The sequence below is a fragment of the Natronoarchaeum philippinense genome, assembly GCF_900215575.1.
GTDB classification, from domain to species: Archaea; Halobacteriota; Halobacteria; order Halobacteriales; family Natronoarchaeaceae; genus Natronoarchaeum; species Natronoarchaeum philippinense.
On record NZ_OBEJ01000001.1, the window covers coordinates 655,000 to 668,911 of the forward strand.

11 protein-coding genes are annotated in these 13,912 nt (G+C 66.5%); 4 read left to right on the forward strand and 7 right to left on the reverse strand.

The features are described from left to right. Positions 1-133: 133 nt before the first annotated feature. Complete coding sequence (locus CRO01_RS03360; RefSeq protein WP_097007689.1) at positions 134-1,588, forward strand: sulfatase; 1,455 nt, start codon at positions 134-136, stop codon at positions 1,586-1,588. 83 nt (positions 1,589-1,671) lie between these two features. Next, positions 1,672-1,920, forward strand: a complete 249-nt coding sequence (locus tag CRO01_RS03365) for a hypothetical protein (RefSeq protein WP_097007690.1) — start codon at positions 1,672-1,674, stop codon at positions 1,918-1,920. A gap of 140 nt (positions 1,921-2,060) precedes the next feature. Here CRO01_RS03365 and CRO01_RS03370 read toward each other — a convergent pair whose 3' ends face one another. Continuing rightward, on the reverse strand, positions 2,061-5,042 hold the full coding sequence (locus CRO01_RS03370) for a DEAD/DEAH box helicase (protein WP_097007691.1): 2,982 nt from the start codon (positions 5,040-5,042) through the stop codon (positions 2,061-2,063). A 209-nt stretch (positions 5,043-5,251) separates the two neighbouring features. Between CRO01_RS03370 and CRO01_RS03375 the strand changes: the two genes are divergently transcribed. Next, positions 5,252-5,968, forward strand: a complete 717-nt coding sequence (locus CRO01_RS03375; protein WP_097007692.1) for a CAP domain-containing protein — start codon at positions 5,252-5,254, stop codon at positions 5,966-5,968. Between the two features lie 3 nt (positions 5,969-5,971). On the opposite strand, the gene CRO01_RS16310 is transcribed toward CRO01_RS03375, so the two are convergent. The 6 genes from CRO01_RS16310 to CRO01_RS03400 all read right to left on the reverse strand — a co-directional run bounded on the left by CRO01_RS16310 (position 5,972) and on the right by CRO01_RS03400 (position 12,538). Then, positions 5,972-6,112, reverse strand: a complete 141-nt coding sequence (locus CRO01_RS16310) for a rubrerythrin-like domain-containing protein (RefSeq protein WP_143824896.1) — start codon at positions 6,110-6,112, stop codon at positions 5,972-5,974. Between the two features lie 99 nt (positions 6,113-6,211). Further along, positions 6,212-6,961, reverse strand: a complete 750-nt coding sequence (locus CRO01_RS03380; protein WP_097007693.1) for a metallophosphoesterase — start codon at positions 6,959-6,961, stop codon at positions 6,212-6,214. Then, the gene (locus tag CRO01_RS03385) at positions 6,961-8,658 is read right to left on the reverse strand and encodes an RPA family protein (protein ID WP_097007694.1); all 1,698 of its coding nucleotides are present in this window, start codon (positions 8,656-8,658) and stop codon (positions 6,961-6,963) included. Before CRO01_RS03385 ends, CRO01_RS03380 begins: the two co-directional genes overlap by 1 nt. Then, positions 8,655-9,929: a Single-stranded DNA binding protein gene (locus tag CRO01_RS03390; RefSeq protein ID WP_097007695.1), complete on the reverse strand. Its 1,275-nt coding sequence runs from the start codon at positions 9,927-9,929 to the stop codon at positions 8,655-8,657. The genes CRO01_RS03385 and CRO01_RS03390 overlap by 4 nt, the downstream gene beginning before the upstream one ends. Positions 9,930-10,058: 129 nt before the next feature. Next, positions 10,059-11,612 (reverse strand): alpha-amylase domain-containing protein, encoded by a 1,554-nt coding sequence (locus CRO01_RS03395; protein ID WP_143824897.1) that lies wholly within the window; start codon positions 11,610-11,612, stop codon positions 10,059-10,061. Positions 11,613-11,977: 365 nt separating this feature from the next. Next, positions 11,978-12,538: a thioredoxin family protein gene (locus CRO01_RS03400; RefSeq protein WP_097007697.1), complete on the reverse strand. Its 561-nt coding sequence runs from the start codon at positions 12,536-12,538 to the stop codon at positions 11,978-11,980. A gap of 152 nt (positions 12,539-12,690) precedes the next feature. On the opposite strand from CRO01_RS03400, the gene CRO01_RS03405 reads away from it, so the two are divergent. Beyond that, positions 12,691-13,839 (forward strand): acyl-CoA dehydrogenase family protein, encoded by a 1,149-nt coding sequence (locus CRO01_RS03405; RefSeq protein ID WP_097007698.1) that lies wholly within the window; start codon positions 12,691-12,693, stop codon positions 13,837-13,839. Positions 13,840-13,912 lie beyond the last annotated feature (73 nt).

Consider the following 13,912-nt stretch of genomic DNA (forward strand, 5'->3'; position numbering starts at 1 on the left):
CAATCGTCGGTACGCAAAACCGCAGGGCCACCAATCGGCCACAAGCCTCAGTATAGCTCACAGAACGGGCTATGAACTTACCTTTCGTCCAATAACGGCTTACAGGCGATCCGTCGTAGCGCACCTGTAACCTATGCGAGAAGCACCTAATATCGCCGTCGTCGTGATGGACACGGCCCGTGACCGCGACGTGACGGCTACGACCGCGCCGACGATCTCGACGCTGGGCGACGCCGGAACCCGGTTCACTCGTGCATTCTCCGCGGCGCCGTGGACGCTTCCCTCCCACGGATCACTGTTTACCGGGCTGTATCCCTCAAAGCACGGCGCTTACTCCGGCCACGAGTATCTCGGCGACGCCCACCCCACGCTCCCAGAACTGCTCGGCGAGGCCGGCTACGAGACGGTCGGCATCACGAACAACACGTGGGTGACGCCCGAGTCGGGGTTCGACGGGTTCGACACGCTGCGCAAAGCGTGGCAACTCCTCCCGGGAGAGGGGAACATGCTCTGGGAGATGGTACAAGTACAGGACGAGGAGAGTGCACAGGGAGTCTTCAGACGGGCGCTCTCCGGTAATCCCGTCCGAAATCTGATCAACGCAGCGTACGCCAAATATCTGTACGGCCGGCGCGACAGCGGCGCCGAGCGCACGACCGGCTGGATCGACGACTGGCTCGCCGGCCGGTCGGACGATCGGCCCTTCTTTCTCTTTGCCAACTACATCGAACCCCATCTGGAGTACGACCCGCCCAGAGAGTACGCCGAGCAGTTCCTCGACGACGAGGTCAGCTACTACGAGGCGGCCGCGCTCGAACAGGACCCGTGGGAGTATCTGGTCGGCAACGTCAACCACGCCCGCGAGGAGTTCGCGATACTCCGGGACCTCTATCAGGCAGAGATAGCTCACCTCGACGCCCAGATCGACCGGCTCCGCGAGGCGCTCATCGACGCCGGCGAGTGGGACGACACCATTCTCGTTGTCGTGGGCGACCACGGCGAGAACCTCGGCGACCACGGAATGATGGACCATCAGTACTGCCTGTACGACACGCTCTTGCACGTCCCGCTGGTCGTCCACGGTCCCGGCTTCGAGGACGGCGGCGAGGTCGACGACCTCGTAAGCCTCGTCGATCTCGCGCCGACCCTGTTGGACGCCGCTGGCGCCGAAGCGCCCGCCGCCCGCGAGGAGTTTCAGGGACGGTCGCTCCATCCGGACACCGGCGCCGAACCGCCCGAACAAGTGTACGCCGAGTACCTGCATCCACAGCCGACGATGGACGCCCTGAAGCGACAGGTGGGCGAACTGCCCGAGTACGTCTACCGGTTCGACCGCTCACTGCGTGCCGTCCGGACGCCCGAGTACAAGTTCGTTCGGGGGTCGGATGGCAACCGAGAGCTGTACCACGTCGCCGAGGATTCCGCCGAGCGATCGAGTCTGGTGAACGAGCGACCCGACATCGCGGCCGACCTCGAAGAGCGACTCGATTCGTGGCTCGACTCCTTCGAACACGCCGAGACGAGCGACGAAGTCGAAATCTCCGGCGCTCGACGGGACCAACTGGAAGAACTCGGCTACCTGCAGTGAGCGCCTCGAACCGTAGCCGTTAAGTCTAACTAATCGATTAGTAAGTTTCGGGGGGAGGAGAGGGAAGTGAGCCCCCACTGCTCATGAGTGACACCAAACAGCCCGGAACCAGTGCACGCAAGTGGACCGAAGACGGCCGCCTCTACCTGTGGGGCGGGACGATTTCCGCGATCATCTCGTGGGTTCTAATCCCCCTGTTCGGACTGTTCGCCGTCTTCTCGGGCTACAAACTGTACGGCGACGACGGGAGAACGGTCAGCCCACTCCTGATCGCTGGACTTGGTGCTATTGGGTTCGCCTCGTGGGTCGTCTACCTGTTCTCCCTGCTCTGACCACCGCGTCGTCAGTCGGCGACCGTCGCTCCGCGCCTCCGGGCGACGGCTCGCCGGCGTGTCGCCAACTAACCACATGATAAGTCGTCAGCGCCGCGTGTCGGCGCCGATACTCGGCGTCGCGGCTCGGCTGCGTCGGCTTAGTCCCAGAACGACTGAGTTCGCGCGTACTGGCGCTCCTGCTCGAGGATGTCCCGGTAGAACGCGTCCTCGTCCTCCCGAAGCTTGTTGATGATTCGAGCAGCGTTGTGCGGCCCGACGCCGCGAGCAGCCAGCGCGATCACGGCCCGCTTGCCGTGGCTCTGGACGAGGCTAGCGGCCCGATAGGCGCGCTCGACCATGTCTTCTTGTTCTTCGTCCCGGTCTTGGGAGCGAACCGCTTTGACGACCTCGTCGGCCCACGGGTTCAGCGCGGCGATCCGCGTCGATCCACACTCCGGACACTCTGGTTGGTCGCGCACTCGACGCACCGGCTTCGGCGTCTTCCAGTCGGTGCAGTGCAGACACAGTAGAATCACGCGGTCATTCTGAATACGCTCGCGGACCGTCTCGATGACGCTCGCGTCGGCGTTTTCGGGCGAGAGCAGCTCCTGCCCGGACGACCGCCCGCCGGCGCCGATCGGCGTATGGCCGCCGACGGTCTCGACGGCGAGGTCGCCTGACTGGATCGCGGTCAGCACCTCGCCGGCGGCGTCGACCGCCAGATCCTCGTGGAACACCTCGCGGACCGCTTCCTCGTAGACGGGCGTGTCCTCCAGCGCCGCGAGCAGTCGGTTCTGGGAGACGCTGGCCTCGCCCTGCCAGCGCTTGATGCGGCCGAACTGCTCGGCGACCTGCGCCAGCCGGAACTTCAATGCGTCGGAGTTTTTGAGGCTCAACTCGATGATCGCCCTGACGTGGTCGGGATCGGTTTCCTCTAGGACCTCGACAATCTCCGGCGTCGAGATGCTGGTGGGCACCTCCAGTTCGATCCGGTAGGGGTCGACCTCCAGCCCGACCGACGAGCCGCTGCGCTGGCCGAGCATCGAAGACAGCAACCGGCCCAGCGTCTCGTTGACCGTGTGGCCGAGACAGGCGTTGACGACGACGGACCGCCCCTGTCGTTCGATCAGGATGCGGTCGTCGGTCGGCAGGGCAGTTCCAGTCTCGACGTGACGCCGAACCTGCTCTAGGGCGTCGCTCGCGGTGCCCTCGTCGGTCGGGTAGCGGCCGGTGAACTCACCGGCAACGGCGGCGGCGTCGACCGCGGCCGCGTCGGCCGGCCCCTGTTCGAACTGCGGCCCGGCGACGCGACGCATCTCGCCGACCTCGCCGGCGACCGCCTTGGGGACCGGAATCTCTTGGCCGATCCACGAGGGAACCTCTCCCGCAGGGTCTTCGATCGGGGAGACTTTCACCTCGCTCTCCTCGTCGTCGATGGTCGTGATGCGCCACATCTCGCCGCGCTGGATGAACACCTCGCCGGGCTGGGCGAAGTTGACGACGAAGCGCTCGTCGAGAGTGCCGATCTGGCGCCCGCTGGCCACGTCGTGGACTTCGTAGGTCTCCTCGTCGGGGATCATCGAGAGGTTGGCGTAGACGTACTGCCACGTGCCGCCGGTCTTCTCGATCCGGTCGTACTCCTCTTCTAACCAGATCACCCGGTTGTTCGCCAGTTCGCGGACCACCTCGCGGAACGTCTCCTCGGGGAGATTCCGGAAGGGATACGCCGCGGTGACGATCTCGTAGGCGTTCCGGGCACCGATCTCCTCGTGACCCATCGCCAGCGCGACGATCTGGTTGGCGACGGCGTCGAGACTCCCCTCGTGGATCGGCGCGCGCTCGACCTCGCCCTCGGTCGCGCGGCGGGCGATCGCCAGCGCCTCGAACGTGTCGTCCGGTCGAGTCGTGAGAATCGTGCCACGAGACACCTGATCACTGCGGTGGCCCGCACGCCCGACACGCTGGAGGATGCGAGCGACCTGCCGCGGACTCGAATACTGGACGACGTGATCGACGTGGCCCACGTCGATGCCCAGTTCCATCGAGGAGGTACACAGCAGGGCGTCGATCTCGCCGGCCTTGAATCGGTCCTCGACGTCGATCCGGGCCTCCTTCGAGAGCGAGCCGTGGTGGACGCCGACCGAGACATCCGGCACAGGAGCGTCGATCGAACCGTCGGGAGCGATCGCCTTGAACCGCGATCCCAGCGCCTCGGCGGTCTGGCGCGTGTTGACGAAGATCAGCGTCGACTCGTTCTCGTCGACTATCTCGCCGATCGCCCGGACGTGGCTGGCGATCTCGGCCGAGGTCATCAGCTGTCCGGAAAGCTTCTCGTCGGCGTCGGTGATCTCGGGCTCCGTGACGGAGAGGTCGATCCGGCTTCCCACGTCGACTTCTCGAATCGCACACTCACGCCCGCCGGTGAGAAAGTCCGCGACTTCTTGTGGATCGCCGACCGTCGCCGAGAGGCCGATGCGCTGGAGCGGGCCGGCCACCTCACGCAGTCGCTCCAGCGCGATCGCAAGCTGGGCGCCGCGCTTCGACGCCGCGAGTTCGTGGACCTCGTCGATCACGACGTGGTCGATCGTCGCCAGCGCCTCGCGGAGCTTCGAGCCGGTGAACATCGCCTGCAGCGTCTCCGGCGTCGTGACGAGCACGTCCGGCGGATCCGATGCTTGCTTCTGGCGCTGGTAGTCGGTCGTATCGCCGTGGCGCACGTCGACGGAGACGTCCAACTGCTCGCCCCACCACTCCAGTCGCTCGCGCATGTCGCGGTTCAGCGCGCGCAGCGGCGTGATGTACAGCGCGGCGAAGCCGTCGTAGGGGTCGGCTTCGGCGTCCTCGCGAACCGTGGTGAGCGAGGGCTCGGAGGACGAACTGCGTCCTCCGGCGTCGTCACCGCCAGCGTCCGCCCTCCGCCGCTGGGCGATGGCGTCGAAGACGGGCAGCATCGCGGTCTCGGTCTTACCGGTGCCCGTCGGCGCGATCACCAGCGCGTTCTCGCCGGCGGCAAGCGGCGGGATCGCCCGGCGCTGTGGCTCGGTGGGCGTCTCGAAGCCCCGCTCGGAGAGCGCCGACCGCACGCTCGGCCCCAGCCGGGCGAACGCCGCCGGATCGGGCGCGAGGTCCCCGTCGGTCATCGAAGCCGCAGTAGGGGTGCGACGCGGTTAAGCCATTTGTTCGGGGCAGATCGGCGCCGCGAGCGCTGCACGACGCCGTTGGGGAGGATAGCGTCAGTCCCACCAGCGATCGGGTAACGACCCCATACTCAAGACCGGTTTCGTCGTACCGCGACTCGGGGGGTCGGGGGCGACAGCGGCCGCCGTCCGGCACCGACCACTGGGGAATCATGAGTTCCGACTCGACGCTCGTTCGATTGCTCACCGCGCCGGCGCGGATCGCCTACCGGCTGGTGTCGCTGCTCGTCGGCGTCCTGTTCGGACTGGTTCGGTTCGTCGTCGTCGCGGTCGGCGTCGCCATCGTGGCCGCGGTGGTGCTGCAGGCCGCCGGCGTCGCGCCGGGCGCCGTCGACCTGCCGGGGGTGCTGGGCGGGGCCGACACCGCTCCGGGCGATCCGAACGTTTCGGCCTACAGCGACGGCGACATCGAGATCGACAGCGACTCTGTCGAACGGCTGATCCACGAAGAAGTCAACGACCGACGGGCCGAGCGGGGACTCGACGCGCTGGAGTGGAACCCGACGGTGGCGTCGGTCGCACGCGCCCACAGCGAGGACATGGCCGATAGAGACTACTTCTCGCACACCAACCCCGACGGCGAGGGGCCGTTCGACCGCTACCGGGAGGTCAGTGCGGGCTGTCGTGCCTACGGCGAGAACATCGCGCTCTCGTGGGCCGGCCGCCCGGTCGAACGCGACAGCGGCGCCGTCGAGACCTACGAGACCGACGAGCAACTCGCTACGGCGCTGGTCGAGCAGTGGATGAACTCCTCGGGCCACCGCGAGAACATCCTGCGCGAGCGCTGGGAGAGCGGCGGGGTCGGCGTCTACGTCACCGCCGAGGGCAAAGTGCTGGCCACCCACAACTTCTGTCGCGGGTGGGTGTGAGCCTCACCACCGACCGACGGACAGGTTCTGCAGCGTCCCGCCGCAGTCGGGGCACTCGTCGCCGACCTCGTCGGTCGTCCGGGCTCGGCAGTCGGTACACTCGTAGTGCTTCTTCGTCGGCGTGTACGGGTCTGTAAACCCCATGTGAGAGAATCCCAATCATCGGCGCATATACTTTGCCCATAACCAGTCTAAACAGGGTAAGACTTCCTGAAATACTGGTCGAACGTCCAGATGAGGGCGCTATAGTTCGTCGTACGCTCCGAGCCGCGTGCCATCGAGCAGGTACGCCTGCCCGTCGGCCAGACCGTCCGGAAGGAACGGCGCCAGAAAGTCGTCGCCGGCGACGTTGACCCACGTTCCGCCGACGAGATCGTTGTACGCTGGAAACGCGATCAACTCGGGACCGGTCCACTCGACGCCGTCGAGTCGGTCCTCGAAACCGGCCGGGTCGAGGGGCCCCCGGAGCCAGACGCGCTCGACGCGACTGCCGCCGACCTCGTCTTCGAGGCGAACGCAGGGATGCTCGTGACCGATACAGACCGTTTCGGCGGCGAGCACGTCGGCGTCGGGCCACGTGTGGCCGTGCGCGAAGCCGACGTTGCCGATGCGAACGCCCGCCCCGTCTGTCACCTCGACGCCCTCGATCCACGACTCGATGTCGCCGTCGTGGTTGCCCTTGACGAGCGTGATCGGGAGCCGGTCGGGCAGCGATTCGAGGAGCACCTCGATCTCGCCGCGCTCGGCGCCGCCGGGGCCGCCGATCGAGTGCATGAAGTCGCCGAGCACGACCAGCCGGTCGGCGTCGGTCCGTTCGAGCAACTCCAGCACGCGCTCGCGGCGGTCCTCGGCGCGGCTCTCCAGATTGATGCCGCGCTCGGATCGCAGCGCAGCTTCGATGCCCGCGTGGACGTCTGCGATCACGAGCGCGCGCTCGGCGCCCAGATCGGCCGTCGCGGCCGGGGCGCCCGGAATCGGCTCGACGAGCGCCATCAGATCGGCTTGAGCGTGTCGTCAGTCGGCTCGTAGCAGCGTCCGCCCATCAGTGCCTCCTCGATGGCGTCCTCGACGTCGGGCTCGGTCATGCCGGTGTCGGCGATGACTTCGTCGATCAGGTCGCCGCGCTCGACGCCGTCGCCGTCGTCCATCTCGCGCATCGTCTCGACGACCACGTCGGTCAGCGACACGTCGTCCGGGATGGACGGTTCGGTGGGGCTATCGTCCTCAGCGTCGGCCCCCGAAGTCTCCGTTTCGGTCGTTTCGGCCTCGACAGCCTCCGCGCCGGCGTCGTCGTCCGTCTCCTCGGACGCGGCGTCCTCTGTGTCATCGTCGCTGACGTTTCCGTCGTCTGTGGCCGGCTCCGGCGTCTCGATGTCGGCCTCGCCGGGCTCGGCGACTTCGGTGCCGGTCGAGAACTCGGTGCCGTACTCCTCCTCGATCTCCTCGCGCTCCTCCTCGGAGAACTCGTACATATCGTCGCCGCCGACCGGCGTCTCGGCCGCCGGCTCGGCATCCGAGGTCTCAGCCTGCTCGTCGGCATCGTCACCGAGATTGCCGGGCTCGAAGTCGCCGAGTTGGCCGTCGTCGCCGGCGTCGGTCTCGTCGTCACCGGCGGCCGGTTCGGCGTCCTGTTCCTCCGCGGAGTCCGGTTCTGCTTCGGCCTCCGGTTCGCTCTCGGCGTCGGCGTCTTCCTCGATTTCGGCGTCAGCCGTCGCTTGTTCGGTAGTTGCAGTCGCCTCGGTCGTTTCCGGCGCCGTCTCGTCGACGCTGGTCTCGGCGGCGCTGGTCTCGTCAGGAACGGTCTCGGCGGCGTCGGCGTCCTGCTCTTCCGTGGATGCCGACGCGTCGTCTGCTGTCGCTGCCTCGGGGTCGGACGCCGACGCGTCCGCGGCGTCGCTGCCGGACGCCGACGCTCCCATCGCGCTCGCACCGGGAACGGCATCGGCGAGCGCCGCGAGATCGGCCGGGTCGACACTGCCATCGCCGTCGCCGGGACGCACCGACAGTTGAGAGACCTCCTCGCGCTCGTCGGCGACCACCTCGGCCGCTTCGACGGCGAGGTCCCGAACCGCAGCCAGGTACTCGGGCGTCGTCCCGTAGTGGTCGATTGCGAGGGCGACACCGCTTGCGAGGCCGGCGTCGACGCCGCCGTCACCGAGTCGTGCGGCCAGTTCGTCGCCGCGCTCGGGGTGCTCCAGCGCAGACGCCATCGTGGCGACGCGCTCGATGGTCTGCTCTGCGGTCTGGACGATCCAGCGGTCGCGCGTCTCGGCGTCGACCTCGTTGATGCTCTCGGGCCGGACCGACGTGTAGACGCGATCGGAGTCCTCGGGCTGGAAGGTTCGGGCCTTGCCGGTCACCGCGAGGAACGCCGGCGGGTCGGTGCGTTCGAGGAAGGCCATCTCGTCGGGCTGGTACTGCCCGGCGTAGACGACGAACGCGCCCGTCGGATCGACGATCCGGGCGCGCAGCACTTCCTCGTTGACTTGCTCGATCTCGGTGAGGACGCCGACCGCGAACAGCCGGTTCACGCGAGCGCCCGTCGGCGTCACGACGTAGTTCGGGGCGCGCTCCTCGTCGCTCTCGGAGTGTTCGAGCGATGCGTCGTCGTACTCCGCGGCGAACAGTCGGTAGGCGACCTCGCGGCGGCCCGCGCCGCTCTGGTCGTCGCCGTTCTCGTTCGCGCTCATACGTTCACCTCGCTGAGAAGATCGGCGGCCCGATCCGCGGGCTCGTCCGCGACCTCGTCGAAGCTACTGGCGTCTAAGTTCGCGCCGTACTCGTCGACCGAGAGATGCCCGCGAACGCGGTACTCGCGGCCGACGACGCGCTCGCGGATGGAATCCGCGACCACGGTTTGGTCCATCGCCTCGCGGGCCTGATCGCGGGCGTCCTCCAGATCGCCGCCGTACACCTGCTCGGTGAGTTCGTCGCCCAGCACCGCGGTGACGGTCCCGGTACCGTCGTCGAGGATTGCTTTGACGCGCAGGTCGTCCTCGCCGTCGACCTCGCCGTGGGTCCGACACTGGCCCTTCTGGATGACCCGACCGCACTCGGGACAGCGCTGGACCAGCCCCGACCCGTCGCGGATCGAGATGACGTGGCCGACCGTCTCGACGTCGTAGACGCCGCCAGCCTCGACGGCATCCCCGATCGACAGTCGGGTGCCGCGCTCGCTGACCGCGACCGGCTCGGAGAGCGATTCGACCGTCGAGAACTCCGAGACGTTGATCGATGGGACGCCGCGGTACTCCCGGACGTAGGTGTTCTCGACGCGGACCGACGCGCCCTCCTCGATTTCGGGATGTGGGTCCCAGTCGGTAAAGGGCAGTTTGGCGGTCTCGTCGGCGAGCACGCCACTGAGAATCTCGGTCTCGCCGTCGCGGCCGTCGATCGTCCGGCGCTCGACCTCGGCGACCCGAACCTCGGCGTCGACGCCGCGGTCGCCCGTCTCGATTTCGACGAGGTCGGCCTCGCCGCCGACATCGTAGGGCACGTCGAGGGTCTCCTCCTCGAAGGCGACGCTGGTGGACTCGCCGAGATTGAGTTCGGGACTGCCGTCCCACTCTCGAACGCCGGCGTTCCCGGCGGTGATCGTGTCGCCCGGCGAGAGGCCGAAGTCCTGCCAAGCGGTGTAGTCGATCGTCCCCGATTCGTCGGCCAGCACGCCCTCGTAGATCACCTGATCGGATCCCTGATAGCGGATCGAGCGCTTGCCGACGTTCAGCACGCGCGCGGTGACCGTGACGTTGCCGTCGGCGGTCGTGATCTCGTCGATGCTCTCTTTCGAGAGTGTGCTCCCGGAGTCGCCGCCGCCGTCGCCGTACTTCCGGCGAAGGCTCTGGACGGCCTCGTCGATCGGCACGCTGTACTCGACCAGATTCTCCAGGTCCTCTTTGACCTCCTCTTTGTCGACACCGAGGTCGGAGGCGAGCTCCTCGGCACGTTCGTCTACCGTCATCGTCCGTAGTTGGAGCGGCCCCACTAAAAAGGATTCGCGGGCCCAGACCCCGCGACCGGAAGCGCCGTCACGGCGCGGCGTCCCGGTGACTCGTCGACGGCGTCCTCGCATGGGACGCCGCAGTCGCCGCTATCCGGTGTAGCCGTCCTCCCAGCCGTTGTGGGTCGGCGAGAGATCGGCGTCGGAGTGGTTGCTGCCGGACTCCCAGACATCGCCGGTGCCGTCGGTCGGACCGCGACGCGTCTTCCACTCGAACGAGCCGGGGTCGTCGATCGTCACCTCCCAGACGCCGTTCTCGACGTAGGTCCCCTGAACGCCGCCGCCCCAGTTGGTCAGCTCGTCCGTGCTGCCCGTGAAGAACACCGACTCGCCGTACTCGGTCGGGGCCTGAATCTGGAGCGTGATCTGATTGGTGCCGCTTCCGCCGCCGGTGCCTTCGGGACACTCCGTGGAGTAGACGGCGTAGCCGACCGCCGGTGCCGACACCTGCACGTAGCCGTCGCTGTTGACTTGCGTGTCCGAGGAACTGCCGGTACAGTCGGTCAGGGTCGTGCCGGACGACTGGGTCGTCTGAACCCACTCGCTGCGTCGGCTGTTGCCGCGGTTGAGCACGACCAGCCCGTCCCCGCGCTCGAAGACGTACAGTTCGCTGTCGACGTACCGCGTCGTCGCCCCGCCCGAGAGGACGTTCCGGCGGAGCGACAGGAGCGTCGAGATCTCGTCGTCGCTGGCGCCGATTCGGTGGTTGTAGACGCGGGGGTACCCCTCGTAGGTGAGGATGTAGGCGTAGGCCAGTCGCTCGTACTCCGGCGGTGCGCTGTCGTGGTTGGAGACGAACGTCATCGCACTGAACGGGTCTTGGTTGACCAGTCCCGCACCCTCCAGCGCGTTCATGTCGCCACTGGAGTGGAACACGTCCTCTTTCATCGTGTAGAACAGCGCGTAGTCCGTCACGGACATTCCCGTGTCGGCGTACTGCTGGTTCATCGATGTCGATCCGTCCAGCACCTCGCCGACCTTGTAGAGGCCGAACTCGTCGGCCCACTGGTTGGCGTAGTTGCTGAAGAAGGACTCGGGCATGTGCTTTGCCGCGTCGAAGCGGACGCCGTCGACGCCCAGATTGGCGTACTTCTGGAGGTAGTTGTACAGCTCGCCGCGGACGTACGACGAGTCCTGATCGAGATCGCGCAGGCCGACGAGCCAACAGTTCTCGACGGAGTAGGGATCGCTGTAGTCGATGTCGCACTGGGGGTGGAAATCACGATTGCTGAACCGCGGGATGTCGTCGATCGACACCTGTCGGTCGAAGTAGTCGCCGCCGGCCGCGAGGTGGTTCATCACCGCGTCGGCGATCACGTCGAGACCCTGATTGTGGGCCTCGTCGACCATCGCCTGATACTCCGACTCCGTGCCGAACTCGCTGTCGAAGTTCGTGAAGTCGATGGGCTGGTAGCCGAGCGGAACGTCGTAGGTGAACTGATCGTTCTCCCGCTCGTATTTGTACACCCGGGAGAACTGTGCCGGTGGGACTTGTATGGCGTCGTAGCCGGCGTCGGCGACGGCGGCGAGGTTGTTCGTGATCGTACTCCAGTCGGTGTGATAGTACTGATAGACTGCGCTGTCCCCGATGTCGGCTGCCGCAGAACCGGTCAACGACGACCCCATCGCCGTGCCCGCTGCCAATGCGCCGAGTCCTTTTAGGACGCTTCGTCGGTTAACGTTGCTCCCGAGTGAATTGGGATCTTCTGTCACGGCCAAATTTCAGAAGTACCTCATAATAAATACCGTGGGTAATTGTTAATGAAGTATAGAATAACGAGCAAATATTCATGCGAATAACAAAGTCAACTGTGATGAAATTATACGTAACACCTCAATGCAGAATCGCGTGACGCCGTGCCGTCCGGGAGAACCAATTTTCGCTGATGACACGATGCGCGTCGATCGCTCCGTTTCGACGCCCGATCGGGAGCGTCGAGATCGCGGAGCAAATAGCGACGATCGAGGGGGGCAACGGTCCGGCGCGCGCTCAGAGAGCCGGCCCGTAATCAGTCAGTCCACTTGATCGAGCAGCCCTGCGACCGAAGCCACTCCTGATCGACCGGCTCGCCGGCCAGAATTGACTCGACGGCATCACGCACGTAGAACTCGGTCGGTTCGTCGTCGGGATTCAGTGCGTCGTCGAGACGCCCCTGATAGGCGAGGCGGAACTCGCCCTCTTCGCGGCGGAACAAGAACGGGTCTGGCGTACAGACCGCACCGTACTCGTGGGCAATGGACTGCTCCTCGTCGCGGAGGTAGGCGTCGTAGTCGATCCGGCCGTCGTCGACGAACTCCTGCATCGTCTCGAAGGAGTCGTCGGGGTAGGCCTCGGCGTCGTTGGGGTTGATGCCGACCACCGCGAGGTCGTCGTACGACGCCGCGAGATCGTTCAGGTGGTCGAACTTCGCTCGAGCGTACGGACAGTGATTGCAGGTAAACACAACCAGCAACGCCTCGGCGTCGTCGAACGAGGCCAGCGTGTGGGTTTCGCCGTCGACGCCGGGCAGTTCGAAGTCGGGCGCCGCGTCGCCGGCGTCCAGCGCCGGATCTGACTCTTTCAGGACCATGCGCGCCGATAGGAGAGGGAGAGAGTTGTCGGTTGCGGCTTCGGCGTCACCACCGAACGGCGCGACGCCGCGGTGCCGGCAGCCAAACAAATCGTTCGCACCGTGCTACGCGTTCCCGGACATATATTGGGATCGGGTCCCTGTTGCGGGGTATGGAACTGCTGGACGAAAGCGTCGTGCCTGAGCACGCCCACGAGGTCAAACGCGAAGCCCGCGAGTTCGCAGAGGAACATATCGCCCCCAACGCCGAGGAGTACTTCCGGAAAGGCGAGTACCCCCACGACATCCTCGAAGCCGGACAGGAGGCGGGACTTGTCGCGCAGGATCTGGGCGAGGATCTGGGCGGACGCGGCCTCTCGCTGACGGAGGTGCTGGCGATCGCAGAGGAGTTCTACCGCGCCGACGCCGGCATCGCCCTGACGCTCCAGCTCGCGAGCTTCGGCGCCGAGATCGTCGAGGAGTACGGCAACGAGGCACAGCGCGAGGAGTACCTGCGCCCCGTCGCCGAAGGCGACCAGATCACCGGGCTGGCGGTCTCGGAACCAGAGACCGGCAGCGACCTCGCCGGGATGTCGACCCGCGCCGAGAAAGACGGCGACGAGTACGTCCTCAACGGCGAGAAGTACTGGATCGGCAACGGCGTCGAGGGCGACTGGCTCACCGTCTACGCCCGGACCGGCGACGACGAGGAGAACCGCTACGGCAACCACTCGATGTTCATCGTCCCGACCGACACCGAGGGGTACGAGGCCGAACACATCCCCGAGAAGATGGGCTTCCGGGCGTCGAAGCAGGCCCACATCGTCTTCGACGACTGCCGGATCCCCGAGGAGAATCTGGTCGGCGCCGAGGGCGCGGGCTTCTGGATGCTCGCGGAGTTCTTCAACCACGGCCGCGTCGTCGTCTCGGGCCACGGGCTCGGGCTGGCCGCCGCAGCGATCGAAGAAGCGTGGGACTTCACCCACGGCCGCGAGGAGTTCGGCCGGTCGATCAGCGACTTTCAGGCCGTCCAGCACGGGCTGGCCGACATGCGACTGGAGTTCGAAAGCGCCCGCGCGCTGGCGTGGCGCGCCGCCAAGAAGGTCGAGCAGGGCGAGGATCCCGGCCTCTGGGCCGCGATGGCCAAGACCAAGACGACCGAGGTCGCCACCGACTGCGCCGAGCAGGGGATGCAGTTCCACGGCGGCCGCTCGGTGCTGACTGACCGTCGGATCGCCCGCGTGTACCGCGACGTTCGCGTCCCGGTGATCTACGAGGGCGCCAACGAGATCCAGCGTAACCTGATCTACCGGCAGTCCTAGATCGGACTGGCCGGACGGGTCGCTGACCTGTCCGTGTATCCCAGAGTGACGTTATTGCCGACCGCAGTCTACG

Excerpts from the sequence above, each read along its gene's own strand:
- CRO01_RS03360 (WP_097007689.1), top strand. The coding sequence starts at position 134 with ATGCGAGAAGCACCTAATATCGCCGTCGTCGTGATGGACACGGCCCGT.
- CRO01_RS03365 (WP_097007690.1), top strand. The coding sequence starts at position 1,672 with ATGAGTGACACCAAACAGCCCGGAACCAGTGCACGCAAGTGGACCGAA.
- CRO01_RS03370 (WP_097007691.1), bottom strand. The coding sequence starts at position 5,042 with ATGACCGACGGGGACCTCGCGCCCGATCCGGCGGCGTTCGCCCGGCTG.
- CRO01_RS03375 (WP_097007692.1), top strand. The coding sequence starts at position 5,252 with ATGAGTTCCGACTCGACGCTCGTTCGATTGCTCACCGCGCCGGCGCGG.
- CRO01_RS16310 (WP_143824896.1), bottom strand. The coding sequence starts at position 6,112 with ATGGGGTTTACAGACCCGTACACGCCGACGAAGAAGCACTACGAGTGT.
- CRO01_RS03380 (WP_097007693.1), bottom strand. The coding sequence starts at position 6,961 with ATGGCGCTCGTCGAGCCGATTCCGGGCGCCCCGGCCGCGACGGCCGAT.
- CRO01_RS03385 (WP_097007694.1), bottom strand. The coding sequence starts at position 8,658 with ATGAGCGCGAACGAGAACGGCGACGACCAGAGCGGCGCGGGCCGCCGC.
- CRO01_RS03390 (WP_097007695.1), bottom strand. The coding sequence starts at position 9,929 with ATGACGGTAGACGAACGTGCCGAGGAGCTCGCCTCCGACCTCGGTGTC.
- CRO01_RS03400 (WP_097007697.1), bottom strand. The coding sequence starts at position 12,538 with ATGGTCCTGAAAGAGTCAGATCCGGCGCTGGACGCCGGCGACGCGGCG.
- CRO01_RS03405 (WP_097007698.1), top strand. The coding sequence starts at position 12,691 with ATGGAACTGCTGGACGAAAGCGTCGTGCCTGAGCACGCCCACGAGGTC.